The sequence below is a fragment of the Klebsiella sp. TF21-TM genome (assembly GCF_019753495.1).
Taxonomy (GTDB): domain Bacteria; phylum Pseudomonadota; class Gammaproteobacteria; order Enterobacterales; family Enterobacteriaceae; genus Klebsiella; species Klebsiella quasipneumoniae.
The window spans coordinates 156,503-171,547 of sequence record NZ_JAIJYL010000002.1; the positions used below are offsets into that span (position 1 = coordinate 156,503).

General features: G+C 60.6%; 12 protein-coding genes. 9 read left to right on the plus strand and 3 right to left on the minus strand.

All coding sequences use genetic code 11. The annotated features are described in order from the left end of the window. Positions 1-150 precede the first annotated feature (150 nt). Positions 151-1,059 carry a LysR family transcriptional regulator gene (locus K5R89_RS02645; protein WP_044522727.1) on the plus strand — a complete coding sequence of 303 codons (909 nt, stop codon included), beginning with the start codon at positions 151-153 and terminating at the stop codon, positions 1,057-1,059. 101 nt (positions 1,060-1,160) lie between these two features. Then, positions 1,161-1,724 carry a DNA endonuclease SmrA gene (gene smrA, locus K5R89_RS02650; RefSeq protein ID WP_032452707.1) on the plus strand — a complete coding sequence of 188 codons (564 nt, stop codon included), beginning with the start codon at positions 1,161-1,163 and terminating at the stop codon, positions 1,722-1,724. On the opposite strand, the gene K5R89_RS02655 is transcribed toward smrA, so the two are convergent. After that, positions 1,721-2,527: an IclR family transcriptional regulator C-terminal domain-containing protein gene (locus K5R89_RS02655; RefSeq protein ID WP_023289513.1), complete on the minus strand. Its 807-nt coding sequence runs from the start codon at positions 2,525-2,527 to the stop codon at positions 1,721-1,723. The genes smrA and K5R89_RS02655 overlap by 4 nt on opposite strands. A 169-nt stretch (positions 2,528-2,696) precedes the next feature. On the opposite strand from K5R89_RS02655, the gene K5R89_RS02660 reads away from it, so the two are divergent. Genes K5R89_RS02660 through pcaC form a run of 6 tightly spaced genes read left to right on the plus strand, consistent with a single transcriptional unit; the run spans position 2,697 to position 7,761 of the window. Next, a complete protein-coding gene (locus tag K5R89_RS02660) occupies positions 2,697-3,383 on the plus strand; it encodes a 3-oxoacid CoA-transferase subunit A (protein WP_023289514.1) in 687 nt (228 codons plus the stop codon). Positions 3,384-3,393: 10 nt separating this feature from the next. Then, on the plus strand, positions 3,394-4,050 hold the full coding sequence (locus tag K5R89_RS02665) for a 3-oxoacid CoA-transferase subunit B (protein ID WP_023289515.1): 657 nt from the start codon (positions 3,394-3,396) through the stop codon (positions 4,048-4,050). A gap of 10 nt (positions 4,051-4,060) precedes the next feature. After that, positions 4,061-5,263 (plus strand): 3-oxoadipyl-CoA thiolase, encoded by a 1,203-nt coding sequence (gene pcaF / locus K5R89_RS02670; protein WP_023289516.1) that lies wholly within the window; start codon positions 4,061-4,063, stop codon positions 5,261-5,263. 9 nt (positions 5,264-5,272) lie between these two features. Next, positions 5,273-6,625: a 3-carboxy-cis,cis-muconate cycloisomerase gene (locus K5R89_RS02675; protein WP_087827636.1), complete on the plus strand. Its 1,353-nt coding sequence runs from the start codon at positions 5,273-5,275 to the stop codon at positions 6,623-6,625. Then, positions 6,615-7,382, plus strand: coding sequence for a 3-oxoadipate enol-lactonase (pcaD, locus tag K5R89_RS02680; RefSeq protein ID WP_032452712.1), 768 nt, complete (start codon positions 6,615-6,617; stop codon positions 7,380-7,382). The genes K5R89_RS02675 and pcaD overlap by 11 nt, the downstream gene beginning before the upstream one ends. Further along, on the plus strand, positions 7,372-7,761 hold the full coding sequence (gene pcaC / locus K5R89_RS02685) for a 4-carboxymuconolactone decarboxylase (protein ID WP_023289519.1): 390 nt from the start codon (positions 7,372-7,374) through the stop codon (positions 7,759-7,761). Before pcaD ends, pcaC begins: the two co-directional genes overlap by 11 nt. Positions 7,762-8,358: 597 nt before the next feature. Here the strand turns inward: pcaC and fumA are convergent. After that, a complete protein-coding gene (gene fumA / locus K5R89_RS02690) occupies positions 8,359-10,011 on the minus strand; it encodes a class I fumarate hydratase FumA (RefSeq protein ID WP_023289520.1) in 1,653 nt (550 codons plus the stop codon). 53 nt (positions 10,012-10,064) lie between these two features. Beyond that, entirely contained in the window at positions 10,065-11,576 is a 1,512-nt protein-coding gene (locus tag K5R89_RS02695; protein WP_049092623.1) for an anion permease, read from the minus strand. 641 nt (positions 11,577-12,217) lie between these two features. Here K5R89_RS02695 and K5R89_RS02700 point away from each other — a divergent pair. Then, a complete protein-coding gene (locus K5R89_RS02700) occupies positions 12,218-14,995 on the plus strand; it encodes a flavocytochrome c (RefSeq protein ID WP_044522748.1) in 2,778 nt (925 codons plus the stop codon). The last annotated feature ends 50 nt before the right edge of the window (positions 14,996-15,045 follow it).

Below are 15,045 nucleotides of genomic sequence, written 5' to 3' on the forward strand. Positions count from 1 at the left end.
AGTAAAAAATGTGACGGCGTTCACGATGTGATAGCTTTTGTTTATCACTGACGCGCTACAGGCCTTAACGCTCTTAACCTGCCACAGCCTGATGGATTACAGTAGATGTCATTTTCTTCCGTCTGATAAACAACGGTTATCACCAAAAGCATGGCATTTCAGATTAAATTTCATCAAATTCGCGCCTTCGTCGAGGTGGCCCGGGAAGGGAGTATTCGCGGCGCCAGCCGCTCGCTGGCGGTCTCGCAGCCGGCCCTGACCAAAGCGATTAAAGAGCTGGAGGAGGGGCTTTCCGCTCAGCTGTTCGTCCGCCGCCGCCAGGGGGTGGCGCTGACTGACGATGGCGAAAGTTTTTATCAACATGCGAGCCTAATCCTCGAGGAGCTGCGGGCGGCGCAGGATGAACTGCTGCAGCGCCAGGGAGAGCAGGCCGGGCAGATCAATATTGGCCTTGGCGCTAGCGTCGCCCGGTCGCTGATGCCGTCGGTGATCTGCCGCTTTCATCAGCAGCATCCGCAGGTGAAGGTGCGGATCATGGAGGGCCAGCTGCTGGCGATGATCAATGAGCTGCGCCAGGGGGAGCTGGATTTCACCATCAACACCTACTATCCCGGGCCGTACGACCATGAGTTCAGCTTTGAAAAACTGTTTGAGAAACCGTTCGCGGTCTTCGCCCGCGCGGGGCATCCTGCGGCGCAGGCCACCTCGCTGGTGGAGCTGATGGATCACCACTGGACCATGCCGACGCCGCGCGGCAGCTACTTTAAACAGCTGCAGGACCGGTTTAATCAGGCCGGACTGGCGCCAAAGGTGGATATTGTGTGCGAGACCTTCTCGTCGTGCATCAGCCTGGTGGTGAAAAGCGATTTTCTCAGTATCCTGCCGGTGGAGCTCGGCAACGATCCGATGATGGCGGACAAGCTGATGATGATCCCCGTCCGCGAAGCGTTGCCGACGGCGGCCTATTTTCTGATCCAGCGGCGCGACACCCGGCAGACGCCGCTAACGGCGTCATTAATCACCCTGTTTCGCCGCCAGAGTCGACAATTGTTTCCTTAACCGCCCGTCGCGCTCACTTTGCCAGCAGACGGGGCTAAACGCGTTGAGGGGGGAGCGCGAGGCGGCTATAGTAGCTGGCGACAGCCGCTGGAGGAGAGCCCATGAACCTTGATGACAAATCCCTGTTTCTTGACGCCATGGAAGATGTCCAGCCCCTGAAACGTAACAATGACGTGCACTGGCATCCCGGGCGCAACAGTCGCGCCCCGCAGCGCGTCGACACCCTGCAACTGGATAATTTTCTCACTACCGGCTATCTCGATATCGTACCGCTCGCCACGCCGCTGGAGTTTAAGCGCGAAGGGCTGCAGAGCGGTGTGCTGGATAAGCTACGGCGGGGGAAATACAGCCAGCAGGCGAGCCTCTCCCTGCTGCGCCAGCCGGTGGAACAGTGCCGGCAGATGCTCTTCGCCTTTATGGTGCAGGCGCAGAAAGAGGGGTTACGCAATGTGCTGATCGTTCACGGCAAAGGCCGCGACGACCAGTCCCATGCCAATATCATCCGCAGCTATCTGGCGCGCTGGCTGGAAGAGCTGCCGGAGGTGCAGGCCTTCTGCGCCGCGCTACCACATCATGGCGGTAGCGGCGCCTGCTATGTCGCGCTGCGTAAATCGGCCGAAGCGAAGCAGGAGACCTGGGAGCGGCACGCCAAGCGCAGCCGTTAGCGCAGCAGCAGCGTCAGCTCGCGAGCGGCTTTTTGCAGCTCCGGCAGCACGCGGTCGATCATCTCGCGGGCCGACATCTGGCCCGCATGCACCCCGACGTTCAGCGCCGCCTGCGCCTGCCCCTGGGCGTTAAACAGCGGTACCGCGAGGGAGCGCAGGCCCATCTCCAGCTCCTGATCGTTGAGGGCATACCCCTGCTGATGCACCCGTTTCAGCTCGGCGCGCAGCTTCGCCACCGAATCCACCGTCTGCGGGGTATAGCGGATCATGGTTACCCGGGCCAGCATGTCGTTGAGCTTCTCCTCCGGCTGATGGCTGAGCAGCACCCGACCCATCGAGGTCGCCCACGCCGGAAGGCGGCTGCCGATATCGAGGTCGATGGTCATGATCCGCGAGCTGGAAGCGCGGGCGATATACAGGATATCGTCCCCGTCGAGGGTGGCGATGGAGCAGGATTCATTGAGCATTTCGCTCAGATGCCGCAGCACCGGCTGCGCCGAACGCGCCAGCGGCGTTGAGGCCAGCCAGGCGTGCCCCAGGGCAAGGATCCGCGGCCGCAGCTGAAAATGCTTACCGTCTTCGGCATAAACGAACCCCAGCTTGCTCAGGGTATACAGGCAGCGGCGCACCGCTGCGCGCGGAATGCCGGTCTTTTGACTGATCTGTGAGATAGACAGCAGGGGCCGCTGCGGCGTGAATGCCTGAATCACCTCCAGGCCGCGCGCCAGCGAGGCCATGAAGTTAGGATCGCCCTTAAACGGATCGCCGTCGCCGGTCAGTAAATCGTCTGGATGCTTGTCCATTTCTGTTCCCCATATTTGCCATCGATCACATTCTTTCGCTAAAGATAACCGATGTTCGATTATCGCACCATATTTCGATTATCGCCCTTGACCGACATCGTTAAGCGGGTCACATTTTGTGCGAACAACGAATAAAAGTGCGATTACCGCACATCACTGGAGCGACCTGATGATTGATAAAAGCGTATCGACGCTGAGCGAGGCCATCGCCGGGATCCACGACGGGGCGACTATTATGATCGGCGGCTTTGGTCCCGCCGGCCAGCCGACCTTTCTGATTGACGCCCTGATTGACCAGGGCGCCCGCGACCTGACCATCATTAACAACAACGCCGGCAACGGCGAAGTGGGGCTCGCGGCGCTGCTTAAGGCTGGCCGGGTGCGCAAAATGATCTGCTCCTTCCCGCGCCAGGTCGATTCCCAGATTTTCGATGACCTCTATCGCCGCGGCAAAGTGGAGCTGGAGCTGGTGCCGCAGGGCAACCTCGCGGCGCGGATCCAGGCCGCCGGCGCCGGGCTGGGGGCGGTGTTTACCCCCACCGGCTACGGCACGCCGCTGGCGGAAGGCAAGGAGACACGGGAAATCGACGGCCGCCACTATGTGCTGGAGTATCCGATCAAAGCCGATTTCGCGCTGATTAAAGCCCACCAGGGCGACCGCTGGGGCAACCTGGTGTATCGCAAAGCAGCGCGCAACTTTGGCCCGATTATGGCGACGGCGGCGAAAACCACCATCGTTGAAGTCTCGCAGCTGGTGTCGCTGGGCGACCTCGACCCGGAACACATCATCACCCCCGGCATTTTCGTCCAGCGCGTATTCTCGCTGGAAAACCTGACTGCCGCACAACGCGCCTGAGGAGCCCGAGATGCAAAAACTGACCCGTGACGAAATGGCCCAGCGCGTGGCCCGCGATATCCCCGAAGGCGCTTACGTTAACCTCGGCATTGGCCTGCCGACCCGGATTGCCAACTACCTGCCTGCCGACAAAGAGGTCTTCCTGCACAGCGAGAACGGCCTGCTGGGCATGGGGCCGAAGCCGCAGCCCGGAGAAGAAGATCCCGAGCTGATCAATGCCGGTAAAGAGTACGTCACCCTCCTGCAGGGCGGCTGCTATTTCCACCATGGCGACTCCTTCGCCATGATGCGCGGCGGCCATCTCGATATCTGCGTGCTGGGGGCCTATCAGGTCTCCGCCAGCGGCGATCTCGCCAACTGGAGCACCGGCGCGCCGGACGCCATCCCGGCGGTCGGCGGGGCGATGGATCTGGCCATCGGCGCTCGCCAGGTGTTTGTGATGATGGACCATCTGACCCGCGACGGCGAGTGCAAGCTGGTGGAACAGTGCAGCTACCCGCTGACCGGCGTCGGCTGCGTGAGCCGGATCTATACCGACCTGGCGGTGATCGACATTACCGACCGCGGCCCGGTGGTGCGGGAAATCTTTAATGGTCTCTCTTTTGAAGAGCTGCAGCGCATCACTCCGGTGACGCTGACCTTTGAACAACTGGCGGAAAGCGCGTAAGGAACCTATGATGAATCAGGCATTTATCTGTGATGCGGTGCGTACACCCTTTGGCCGTTTTGGTGGTACCCTGGCGACGATGCGCGCTGACGACCTGGCGGCGCTACCGCTGAAAGCGCTGCTGGAGCGTAACCCGGGACTGGATCCTTCGCGCATTGACGATGTGATCTTTGGCTGCGCCAACCAGGCCGGGGAAGACAACCGCAACGTGGCGCGGATGGCGCTGCTGCTGGCCGGGTTGCCGGAGAGCGTGCCCGGCAGCACCATTAACCGCCTGTGCGGCTCCAGCCTCGATGCGATCGGCGTCGCGGCGCGGGCGATTAAAAGCGGGGAGACGCAGCTGATGATCGCCGGCGGCGTGGAGAGTATGTCCCGGGCGCCGTTTGTGATGGGTAAAGCGGAGAGCGCCTTTAGCCGCAGCATGCAGATGGAGGATACCACCATCGGCTGGCGCTTTATTAACCCGCAGATGAAAGCCCTGTACGGCGTGCATTCCATGCCGGAGACGGCGGAAAATGTCGCCGATGAGTTTGCCATTTCCCGCGCCGATCAGGATGCGTTCGCCTTACGCAGCCAACTGCGCACCGCCGCGGCCCAGGAGGCTGGGCATTTTGCCGATGAGCTGATCGCCGTCCAGGTGCCGCAGCGTAAAGGCGAGCCGCTGCGGTTTAGTCGCGATGAACACCCGCGCAGCACCTCGCTGGAGGCGCTGGCGAAACTGCGCGGCGTGGTGCGCGCCGACGGCAGCGTCACCGCCGGCAACGCCTCAGGCGTTAACGATGGCGCCTGCGCGCTGCTGCTGGCCAGCGAAACTGCGCTGGCGGCCAACGATCTTCAGCCGCTGGCCCGGGTGGTCGGCGTGGCGACGGCCGGGGTGGCGCCGCGCATTATGGGCTTTGGCCCGGCGCCGGCGGTGCGGAAGGTGCTGGCGCAGACCGGTCTGACGTTAGCCCAGATGGACGTGATCGAGCTGAATGAAGCCTTCGCCGCCCAGGCGCTGGCGGTGACCCGCGATTTGGGCTTACCGGACGATGCCGCCCATGTGAACCCCAACGGCGGGGCGATCGCCCTGGGGCATCCGCTCGGCGCCTCCGGCGGCCGCCTGGCGATGACCGCAGCTTACCAGCTGAAACGGACCGGCGGCCGCTACGCGCTGTGCACCATGTGCATCGGCGTCGGGCAGGGGATCGCCCTGATTATTGAACGTGTTTAAGGAGCCAGAATGAGTTTGTTGACCCCGATGCTGCGCAGCAGTCCGCTCACCGACTGGTTCAGCGACGCGCAGCGGGTGCAGGGCATGCTGGATTTTGAAGCGGCGCTGGCCCAGGCGCAGGCCGCCTGCGGGATGGTGCCGGCGGCGGCGGTCGGGCCGATTGTCGCGGCCTGCCGCCACGAGGCGATCGATTTTACCGCCCTGGGCGAGGCGGCTGTGGGGGCGGGTAATCTGGCGATCCCGCTGGTGAAACAGCTGACGGCCCAGGTAAAAGCGCGGGATCCAAACGCCGCGCGCTACGTTCACTGGGGCGCCACCAGTCAGGATGCTATCGACACCGGGCTGGTGCTCCAGCTGCGCGGGGCGCTGGATGCCGCCGAGCAACTGCTCGAGCGACTGTTGGCGACCTTCGCCGGGCAGGCCGACCGTCATTGCCACAGCGTGATGCCGGGCCGGACCTGGATGCAGCATGCGCTGCCGGTGACCTTTGGTCTGAAGCTGGCGGGCACTCTCGACGCGCTGCTGCGCTGGCAGCAGCGGCTGCGGGAGATGCGTCCGCGTCTGCTGGTGCTGCAGTTCGGCGGCGCCGCGGGGACCCTGGACGCGCTGAAAGCACAAGGACCGGCGGTTGGCCAGGCGCTGGCGCAGAACCTCGGTCTGTCGCTGCCGGATACCCCGTGGCACAGCCAGCGCGATCGGCTGCTGGAGGCAGGCGCCTGGTTCGCTGGCGTCTGCGGCACCCTGGGGAAATTCGCTAACGACTTCTCCCTGCTGATGCAGACCGAAGTGGCTGAGGTGGGCGAGCCGGTAGCGGAAGGGCGCGGCGGCTCGTCGACGATGCCGCATAAGCGCAATCCGGTGGCCTGCGCGGCGATCCTGACCGCCGCCCAGCGCACCCCGGGTCTGATGGCCACCCTCTACGCCTGCCAGATTCAGCAGCACGAGCGGGCGCTGGGCGGCTGGCAGGCGGAGTGGGAGACCCTGCCGGAGCTGATTACCCTGGTGGGCGGGGCGCTGGCGCAAAGCGAGGCGCTGGTGCGCGACATGCAGGTCTTCCCGCAAAAGATGCGCGCCGACCTTGATATCACCCACGGGCTGATCATGGCTGAGGCGGTGACCCTGGCGCTGGCGGAATGCATCGGCAAAGCTGAGGCGCACCATCATATTGAGGCGCTGTGCCGTCAGGCGCTGGACCGCCACTGCCCGCTGGTCGATCTGCTCGCGGCAGACCCGCAGGTTAGTCAGTATCTCTCCCGCGAACGCTTAACCACGCTGCTGGACCCGGCAACGGCGACCGGCAGCGCCGAACGCTTTGTGCGCCAGGTGCTGGCGCGTTATCAGGAGCAACATGATGAATCTTGATTATCAACTCGACGGACCGGAAGGTGCGCCGGTTATCGTTCTCTCCAACTCGCTGGGTACCACCCGGGCGATGTGGCAGCCGCAGACAGAGGCGTTAACCGCCCATTTCCGGGTGCTGCGCTACGACACCCACGGCCACGGTAAAACGACGAAAAATGGCAAAGTGACCCTCGCCCAGCTGGGAGAAGATGTGATTGCGCTGCTCGATCATCTGAATATCGACCGCGCCTGGTTCTGCGGGATCTCGATGGGCGGTCTGACCGGTCTGTGGCTGGGCCGCTTCGCGCCAGAGCGTTTTTATGGTCTGGCCGTCGCGAACACCGCGGCGCGCATCGGCGATCAGGCCAGCTGGCTGTCGCGGGCGCGGGCGGTACGCCAGGAGGGAATGGCGGTGGTGGCCGCCGGGGCGGCGGATCGCTGGTTCACCCACGCGTTTCGCCAGAAGGCGCCGGAGGTGGTGGAGGCCCTGTGTCACCAGCTGACCCATACCGACGCCGAAGGCTATGCCGCCTGCTGTGAGGCGCTGGCCGCCGCCGACCTGCGGGGCGAAGTAGGGCAGATCCCGCTGCCTACGTTAATCATCGCCGGGGAAAGTGACCCTGTCACCACGGTCGGTGACGCTAATTTCCTGCAGCAGCAGATCCCCGCCTCCCAGGTGGTAGTTCTGCCGGCATCGCATCTGTCAAACATTGAGGCGGCGAAAAGCTTTACTTCAGCGCTGCTGAGCTTTTTCCAGGGAGAACGCCATGGAGGATAAACAGCGCTATCAGGACGGGTTGGCGGTGCGGCGCAAAGTACTGGGCGACGCCCACGTCGACCGTACGCTGCAGCATCTGACGCCGTTGAACGAAGAGTTTCAGGACTTTATCACCCGCTACGCCTGGGGTGAGACCTGGACCCGTCCGGGGCTCGACCACCACACCCGCAGTATGATCACCATTGCCATGCTGATTGCTCTCAATCGCGAGGCGGAGCTGAAGATGCATCTGCGCGCGTCGTTTAACAACGGGGTGACCCGCGATGAGCTGAAAGAGTTGATCATGCACTCTGCGCTGTACTGCGGACTGCCGGCGGCCAATGCCACGATGCATCTGGCGCAGCAGGTGTTTGACGACATTGACGCCGCGCAGGGTTGAGTCGTCGTCCAGGTCGGATTGCCCGGCAGTCGTTGTCGGCCGGGTAAGGAACAGACGCCTCCCGACGAAATAACGGCGCAACCGGAAGTGTTCCTGTTCGCACTATGTTGGCAGGGTTACAACGTCTATGTTAACTCCGGGCAGATTGCGCTCCCGGTTGATCTTCTGCGTTATGTCACTCATGGCGCAGGGAGCGGCCAGTCGCCGCCGCCCCCTGTGCCCCCGTCTTCCGTGAACGTCTCAGCGATGCTGAGGCCGCCAGCCCCGGCAGTTTCAGTCGCGCAAGTGGGTTAATTAACGGCTGGCTGCACGGCCCCTGTAGGCCGGGTAAGGCGTACGCCGCCACCCGGCGGAAATGCCGCTACGTTATCCTTATTTCTCACCCTCCTGCGGCGCGACGGCTGGGGCATCGTCCCGGTCGACCCGAGGGTCAGCATCAACCCGGGAAAGGGAATTATTGTTATTTTTCAGCATCCAAGGGACGACTTGTCGTTGAGCATAGCCGGGCAGGAAGTGAATTCAAGCTGGCGCGGCGCGGGCATAAAAAAAGCCGTCACCTGAACGGCGACGGCCTGCTGTTAGCGCCAGAGGGGGGCGTTAGCCGTGCTGTTTACAGCCGGCGCACTGCTTGTTCTGGATCTGCTGGAAGAAATCGTTGCCTTTATCATCGACGAGAATAAACGCCGGGAAATCTTCCACTTCGATTTTCCAGATCGCCTCCATCCCCAGTTCCGGATACGCCACGCACTCAAGGCTCTTGATGCTCTGTTGCGCCAGCACCGCCGCCGGGCCGCCGATGCTGCCGAGGTAGAAGCCGCCGTGTTTGTGGCAGGCGTCGGTGACCTGCTGGCTGCGGTTGCCTTTCGCCAGCATCACCATGCTCGCGCCATGGGACTGCAGCAGATCGACGTAAGAGTCCATGCGGCCTGCGGTGGTCGGGCCGAGGGAGCCGGAGGCGTAACCGGCAGGCGTTTTGGCCGGGCCGGCGTAGTAGATCGGGTGATCTTTCACGTACTGCGGCAGTTCCTCGCCATTATCGATAAGCTCTTTCAGCTTGGCGTGGGCGATATCGCGGGCGACGATAATAGTGCCGTTGAGACTCAGGCGGGTGGAAACCGGATGGGCGGACAGTTGCGCCAGGATCTCGCTCATCGGCTGATTCAGGTTGATGCTGACCACCTTGCCTTCGCCCTGCTGACGCAGATGTTCGGGGATATATTTTCCTGGATTGCTCTCCAGTTTCTCAATCCAGATACCGTCGCGGTTGATTTTGGCTTTGATGTTGCGGTCGGCGGAGCAGGAGACGCCCATGCCGATCGGACAGGAGGCGCCGTGGCGCGGCAGGCGGATCACCCGGATATCGTGGGCGAAGTATTTGCCGCCGAACTGCGCGCCGAGGCCGAGGTTTTGCGCTTCCTGCAGCAGTTCCTGCTCAAGCTGCACATCGCGGAAAGCCTGACCGTGCTCGTTGCCTTCGGTTGGCAGACCGTCGTAGTAGCGGGTGGAGGCCAGCTTGACGGTTTTCAGCGTCGCTTCCGCCGAGGTGCCGCCGATGACAAAGGCGATATGGTACGGCGGGCAGGCCGCGGTACCGAGGGTACGCATCTTCTCCACCAGATAGTTTTTCAGCTTCGCCGGGGTGATCAGCGCTTTGGTTTCCTGATAGAGATAGGTTTTATTGGCGGAACCGCCGCCTTTTGCCATGCACAGGAATTTATATTCGTCGCCGTCGACGCTGTAGAGATCGATCTGCGCCGGCAGGTTGGTGCCGGTGTTGACCTCTTTATACATATCCAGCGGGGCGTTCTGCGAGTAACGCAGGTTATCTTCGGTATAGGTGTTGTACACGCCCTGCGCCAGGGCGGCTTCGTCGCCGCCGCCGGTCCAGACGCGCTGGCCTTTTTTACCCATGATGATGGCGGTGCCGGTGTCCTGACAGGTGGGCAGGACGCCTTTGGCGGCGATTTCCGAGTTGCGCAGGAACTGCAGGGCGACATATTTATCGTTATCGCTGGCCTCCGGGTCGAGCAGAATCGACGCGACCTGCTGCTGATGGGAGACGCGCAGCATAAAGGCGGCGTCGTGGAAGGCCTGCTGCGCCAGCAGGGTCAGCGCCTGCGGTTCCACTTTCAGCACTTCCTGGCCGTCAAATTCGGCGACGGAGACGTGCGCTTTGCTGAGCAGATAGTATTCGGTATCGTCGTGCGCCAGCGGGAACGGATCCTGATAAACAAACGGTTTAGTCGACATAATCACTTACTCCATAAAGATAAAACCGCCGGGGTGGTCCCGGCGGTTATGAATCAGAACATCATGGACATCCACGGATAGCCAATCAGCAGCAGGGCGGCCAGGAAGATGGCGCCAAAGATGGTGCCGAGGCGCCAGTAATCTTTGGTCGGCAGATAGCCGCTGCCGTAGTAGATCGGGCTTGGGCCGGTACCGTACGGGGTGATGATCCCCATCACGCCCAGCGAGGTCACCATCAGCAGAACGAACACTTCCATATTCATCCCCGGAATGGTGGCGGCGATGGTCAGCATGGCCGGCAGCAGCGCGGTAGTGTGCGCGGTGGTGCTGGCAAACAGATAGTGCAGCAGGTAGAACGCCAGCAGCAGGACGATGGTCGCCATCCCCGGGGAGATACCGCTCATCAGCGCGCCGCCCTCTTTACCCAGCCAGGCGATAAAGCCGGTAGAGGAGAGGCCGTCGGCCAGCGCCACCAGGGTGGCGAACCAGACAAAGGTGTTCCACGCCGCTTTGTTGTTGGTGATATCGCTCCAGGAGAGCACGCCGGTCCACAGCATCAGCACGATAACCAGCAGGGCGGCCAGAGCCGGTTCAATCCAGTCGGCGGCGAAGATCCACATCATCAGCGCGAAGCAGACGAACACCAGCAGCAGGATCTCATTGCGCGACAGTTTGCCCAGTTTTTCCAGTTCACGAGCGGCCCACAGCGGCACTTCGTTATTGACTTTCACTTCCGGCGGGTAGAACCAGTAGGCCAGCAGCGGCATGGTCAGGATCAGCAGTACGCCAAGCGGCAGGAAGGCGATGAACCAGGTGCCCCAGGAGATGTTGATACCGACGATGCTTTTTACCAGCGCCAGCGCCAGCAGGTTCGGCGCCAGTGCCGACAGGAACATCGAGCTGGTGATACAGGCGGCGGTGATCGCTACCCACATCAGATAGGAACCGATTTTACGCGCGCTCGGATCGTTCGGTTTTGAACCGTACAGCGGCGGCAGGTTGGCGATAATCGGGTAGATGGTGCCCCCGCTGCGCGCGGTATTCGACGGCGTAAACGGCGCCAGCAGCAGATCCGCGAAGGTGATGGCGTAGCCCAGCGTCAGGCTGCGACGGCCGAGATATTTCACCAGAATCAGCGCCAGGCGGCGGCCGAACTGGGTTTTATCGTAGCCGGCGGCGAACATAAAGGCGCCGAAGATAAGCCACACGGTGGAGTTGCCGAAGCCGCTCACCGCCCACTTAAAGGAGGCGCCGGCCATTTTGAAGCCAGGTGCGGCCATCTGTTCCGGACTGAACAGCAGCCACTGACTGCACAGGGCGATGACCACCACGCCGGTGATGCCGATAACGGCGCCAGGCAGTGGTTCAAAAATCAACCCGACGATCACCCCAACGAAGATAGCGAAGTAGTGCCAGGCGTACGGCGGCAGGCCGTCCGGGACCGGGACGAAGAGTAACAGCACGGCAACGATAATCGGCAGCGCCATCATCAGGAGACGTTTTTTATTCGCAGTCGTTGGATTGACTGCACCGGCAGGCGGTATGGTTGTCTTTTTCTCTTTCATAATGAGTATCTGCAAGTTGTTGAAAATAACGTTTACGCCAGCGATGCGCTCAGTGGTTTCTTTAATTACAAAAGTTTCTTTAGTTTTTATTTTGCGTTTCTGAGTATCGTTGGGGCGATTATTTAACGCGATTTGATGGGCGTTAAATTAAATTTATTGGTTATTTATATATTGCGCTTTCAATGGCCGTTGCAATTGATCAAGATCAAGAAAAGCAGGTGATTTCACTATTTTTTTATTATCAGTATAACCCTATGTGATGAGGTGTTATTTTGGCGAAAATATCGGTAAATGTTAAAATAAAAATAAGCAATTAATGCTAATTTTTTCCATGTGTTTCGTAAGTTGCTGAATAATAACTGTAATGTGCGCGAGTTTGGTCGTTGTGAATGTTAACGTAAGTATCTGAAATGTTATCGTTCATTTGTATTATGTAAATGCTATTTATTATTTTAATAATACAATAGAGGTAGCGATGTTATTGCTGGGGTTAAATAGTTTTATAACTAACGTAATTGATTTAGTAACTAAAAAACCCGTTATATTATTGGCATGACAACAGGAATTAAAAAACCACAACCATTAATGATTCCGTCACCCCATTCTGAATTTTTAATATTTTAAAATCTGGAGCGTAACTTATGACCAGTAACGAACGAATTCTGCAGCCATTTACTTTACCAAATGGTACGGAGCTGAAAAACCGTTTGCTCATGGCGCCGATGACCACCTGCACCGGTTATTTCGATGGGACTGTCACCAGCGAGCTGGTGGAGTACTATCGCGCTCGCGCCGGCAGCATCGGCACCATTATTGTCGAGTGCTGCTTTATTGATGACTACGGCCTGGCCTTCCCGGGTGCTATCGGTATCGATAACGATGAAAAAATCGCCGGCCTGGCGAAAATCGCCGAAGCGATTAAAGCGGAAGGTTCGAAAGCGATTCTGCAGATCTATCACGGCGGCCGCATGGTCGACCCGCAGCTGATCGGCGGTCGCCAGCCGGTGGCGCCGAGCGCTATCGCCGCCCCGCGTGAGGGCGCCGCGATGCCGCGGGCGCTGAGCGGAGACGAAGTGGAAGGCATGATCGCCAAGTTTGGCGATGGGGTCCGTCGCGCTATCCTCGCCGGTTTCGACGGAGTCGAAATTCACGGGGCTAACACCTATCTCATTCAGCAGTTCTATTCGCCGAACTCCAACCAGCGCGACGATGAGTGGGGCGGTAGCCGCGACAATCGCGCTCGTTTCCCGCTGGCGGTGCTCGACATCACCCATAAAATGGCCCGCCAGTACGCTGACGATGCCTTTATCATCGGTTACCGCTTTTCGCCAGAGGAGATGGAGGTCCCGGGGATCCGCTTCGACGACACCATGTATCTGCTGGAAAAACTGGCCGCTCGCGGCGTCGATTATCTGCACTTCTCGGTGGGCGCGACTCTGCGTCCCTCTATCGTTGATACCTGCGACCCAACGCCGCTGATTGAGAAATACTGCGCCATGCGCTCTGACACTCTGGCTCAGGTGCCGGTGATGGGCGTCGGCGGGGTGGTTAACGTCGCCGATGCCGAGCTGGGCCTCGATCACGGCTATGACCTGATCGCCGTGGGCCGCGCCTGCATCGCCTATCCGGACTGGGCGGCTCGTATCGCCGCGGGTGAAGAGCTGGAGCTGTTTATCGACAGCACCCAGCGCGAGGCGCTGCACATTCCGGAACCGCTGTGGCGCTTCTCGCTGGTGGAAGCGATGATCCGCGACATGAGCATGGGCGACGCCAAATTTAAGCCGGGGATGTTTGTTGAAACCGTTCAGGATGACGCCAATGAGCTGGTAATCAACGTCAGCCTCGAAAATGACCATATCGCCGATATCGAACTGGCGGCGAGCCCGGTGCAGACCGTGGAGTTCACCACCAGCTTCGAAGAAATCCGCGAACGTATTCTGACCGCCAATACGCCGCACGTGGACGCTATTTCCGGGGCCACCAGCCAGAGCGAGGCGGTGAAAAAAGCGGTCGCCAAAGCGATGCTGAAATCGAGCAAAGCGCTGGCGGCGGAAGAGGGCGGCAATGACGCCGCGCCGAAAAGCTATGATGTGGTGGTGGTCGGCAGCGGCGGCGCCGGTCTGGCGGCCGCCATTCAGGCTCACGACGAAGGCGCCAGCGTGCTGATCGTCGAGAAAATGCCGACCATTGGCGGGAACACCATCAAGGCTTCCGCCGGGATGAACGCCGCGGAGACCCGCTTCCAGCGCGTGAAAGGCATTCAGGACAGCAAAGAGCTGTTCTATCAGGAAACCCTGAAAGGTGGGCACAATAAAAACAACCCGCAGCTGCTGCGCCGCTTCGTGGAGAATGCCCCGCAAGCCATTGAATGGCTGGCTGACCGCGGCATTATGCTCAACGATATCACCACCACCGGCGGGATGAGCATTGACCGCACCCACCGTCCGCGCGACGGGTCAGCGGTCGGCGGCTATCTGATTAGCGGCCTGGTGCGCAACATCACCAAACGCGGCATCGACGTCCTGCTGGATACCTCGGTGGAGGAGATCCTGATGAGCGGCGATGAAGTCAGCGGCGTGCGTCTGATCAACGACGAAAACGAGATCATTGAAGTCCAGAGCAAAAGCATTGTGGTGGCCACCGGCGGCTTCAGCGCCAACAGCGCGATGGTGGTGAAGTATCGTCCTGACCTCGAAGGGTTCGTCACCACCAACCACAAAGGGGCCACCGGGAGCGGTATCGCGCTGCTGGAGCGTATCGGCGCCGACACGGTGGATATGGGCGAAATTCAAATTCACCCGACCGTTGAACAGCAGACCTCTTATCTGATTTCCGAGTCGATTCGCGGCGGTGGGGCGATCCTCGTCAACCAGCAGGGTAACCGCTTCTTCAACGAAATGGAGACCCGCGATAAAGTCTCCGCGGCGATTATCGCCCTGCCGGAACACTATGCGTACATCGTCTTTGACGAACATGTACGGGCGAAAAACAAAGCCGCCGATGAGTACATCGCCAAAGGCTTCGTCACCAGCGCCAGCTCGCCGCGTGAACTGGCGGAGAAACTGGGGATGGATTACCATGCCTTCCTCGCCACCCTCGAGTGCTACAACGGGGCGGTGGAAAAACAGCATGATGAACAGTTTGGCCGTACCACCGCGCTGCGCGCGCCGATTAACGAAGGTCCGTTCCACGCCATTCGTATCGCCCCGGGGGTGCACCACACCATGGGCGGCGTGACCATTAACACCGATGGCGAAGTGCTGAACGTTGCCCGGCAGCCGATCCGCGGCGCCTACGCCGCCGGTGAGGTGGTTGGCGGGATCCACGGCGGCAACCGTATCGGGGGTAACGCGGTGGCGGATATCATCATCTTCGGCACCCTCGCGGGCCACCAGGCGGCGAAACGCGCCAGAGGATAACACGCCATTGTTGATGCCGGGCCGGCGCTGTCGCCGCCCGGCTTATCCCT

Excerpts from the sequence above, each read along its gene's own strand:
- K5R89_RS02645 (WP_044522727.1), top strand. The coding sequence starts at position 151 with ATGGCATTTCAGATTAAATTTCATCAAATTCGCGCCTTCGTCGAGGTG.
- smrA (WP_032452707.1), top strand. The coding sequence starts at position 1,161 with ATGAACCTTGATGACAAATCCCTGTTTCTTGACGCCATGGAAGATGTC.
- K5R89_RS02655 (WP_023289513.1), bottom strand. The coding sequence starts at position 2,527 with ATGGACAAGCATCCAGACGATTTACTGACCGGCGACGGCGATCCGTTT.
- K5R89_RS02660 (WP_023289514.1), top strand. The coding sequence starts at position 2,697 with ATGATTGATAAAAGCGTATCGACGCTGAGCGAGGCCATCGCCGGGATC.
- K5R89_RS02665 (WP_023289515.1), top strand. The coding sequence starts at position 3,394 with ATGCAAAAACTGACCCGTGACGAAATGGCCCAGCGCGTGGCCCGCGAT.
- pcaF (WP_023289516.1), top strand. The coding sequence starts at position 4,061 with ATGAATCAGGCATTTATCTGTGATGCGGTGCGTACACCCTTTGGCCGT.
- K5R89_RS02675 (WP_087827636.1), top strand. The coding sequence starts at position 5,273 with ATGAGTTTGTTGACCCCGATGCTGCGCAGCAGTCCGCTCACCGACTGG.
- pcaD (WP_032452712.1), top strand. The coding sequence starts at position 6,615 with ATGAATCTTGATTATCAACTCGACGGACCGGAAGGTGCGCCGGTTATC.
- pcaC (WP_023289519.1), top strand. The coding sequence starts at position 7,372 with ATGGAGGATAAACAGCGCTATCAGGACGGGTTGGCGGTGCGGCGCAAA.
- fumA (WP_023289520.1), bottom strand. The coding sequence starts at position 10,011 with ATGTCGACTAAACCGTTTGTTTATCAGGATCCGTTCCCGCTGGCGCAC.
- K5R89_RS02695 (WP_049092623.1), bottom strand. The coding sequence starts at position 11,576 with ATGAAAGAGAAAAAGACAACCATACCGCCTGCCGGTGCAGTCAATCCA.
- K5R89_RS02700 (WP_044522748.1), top strand. The coding sequence starts at position 12,218 with ATGACCAGTAACGAACGAATTCTGCAGCCATTTACTTTACCAAATGGT.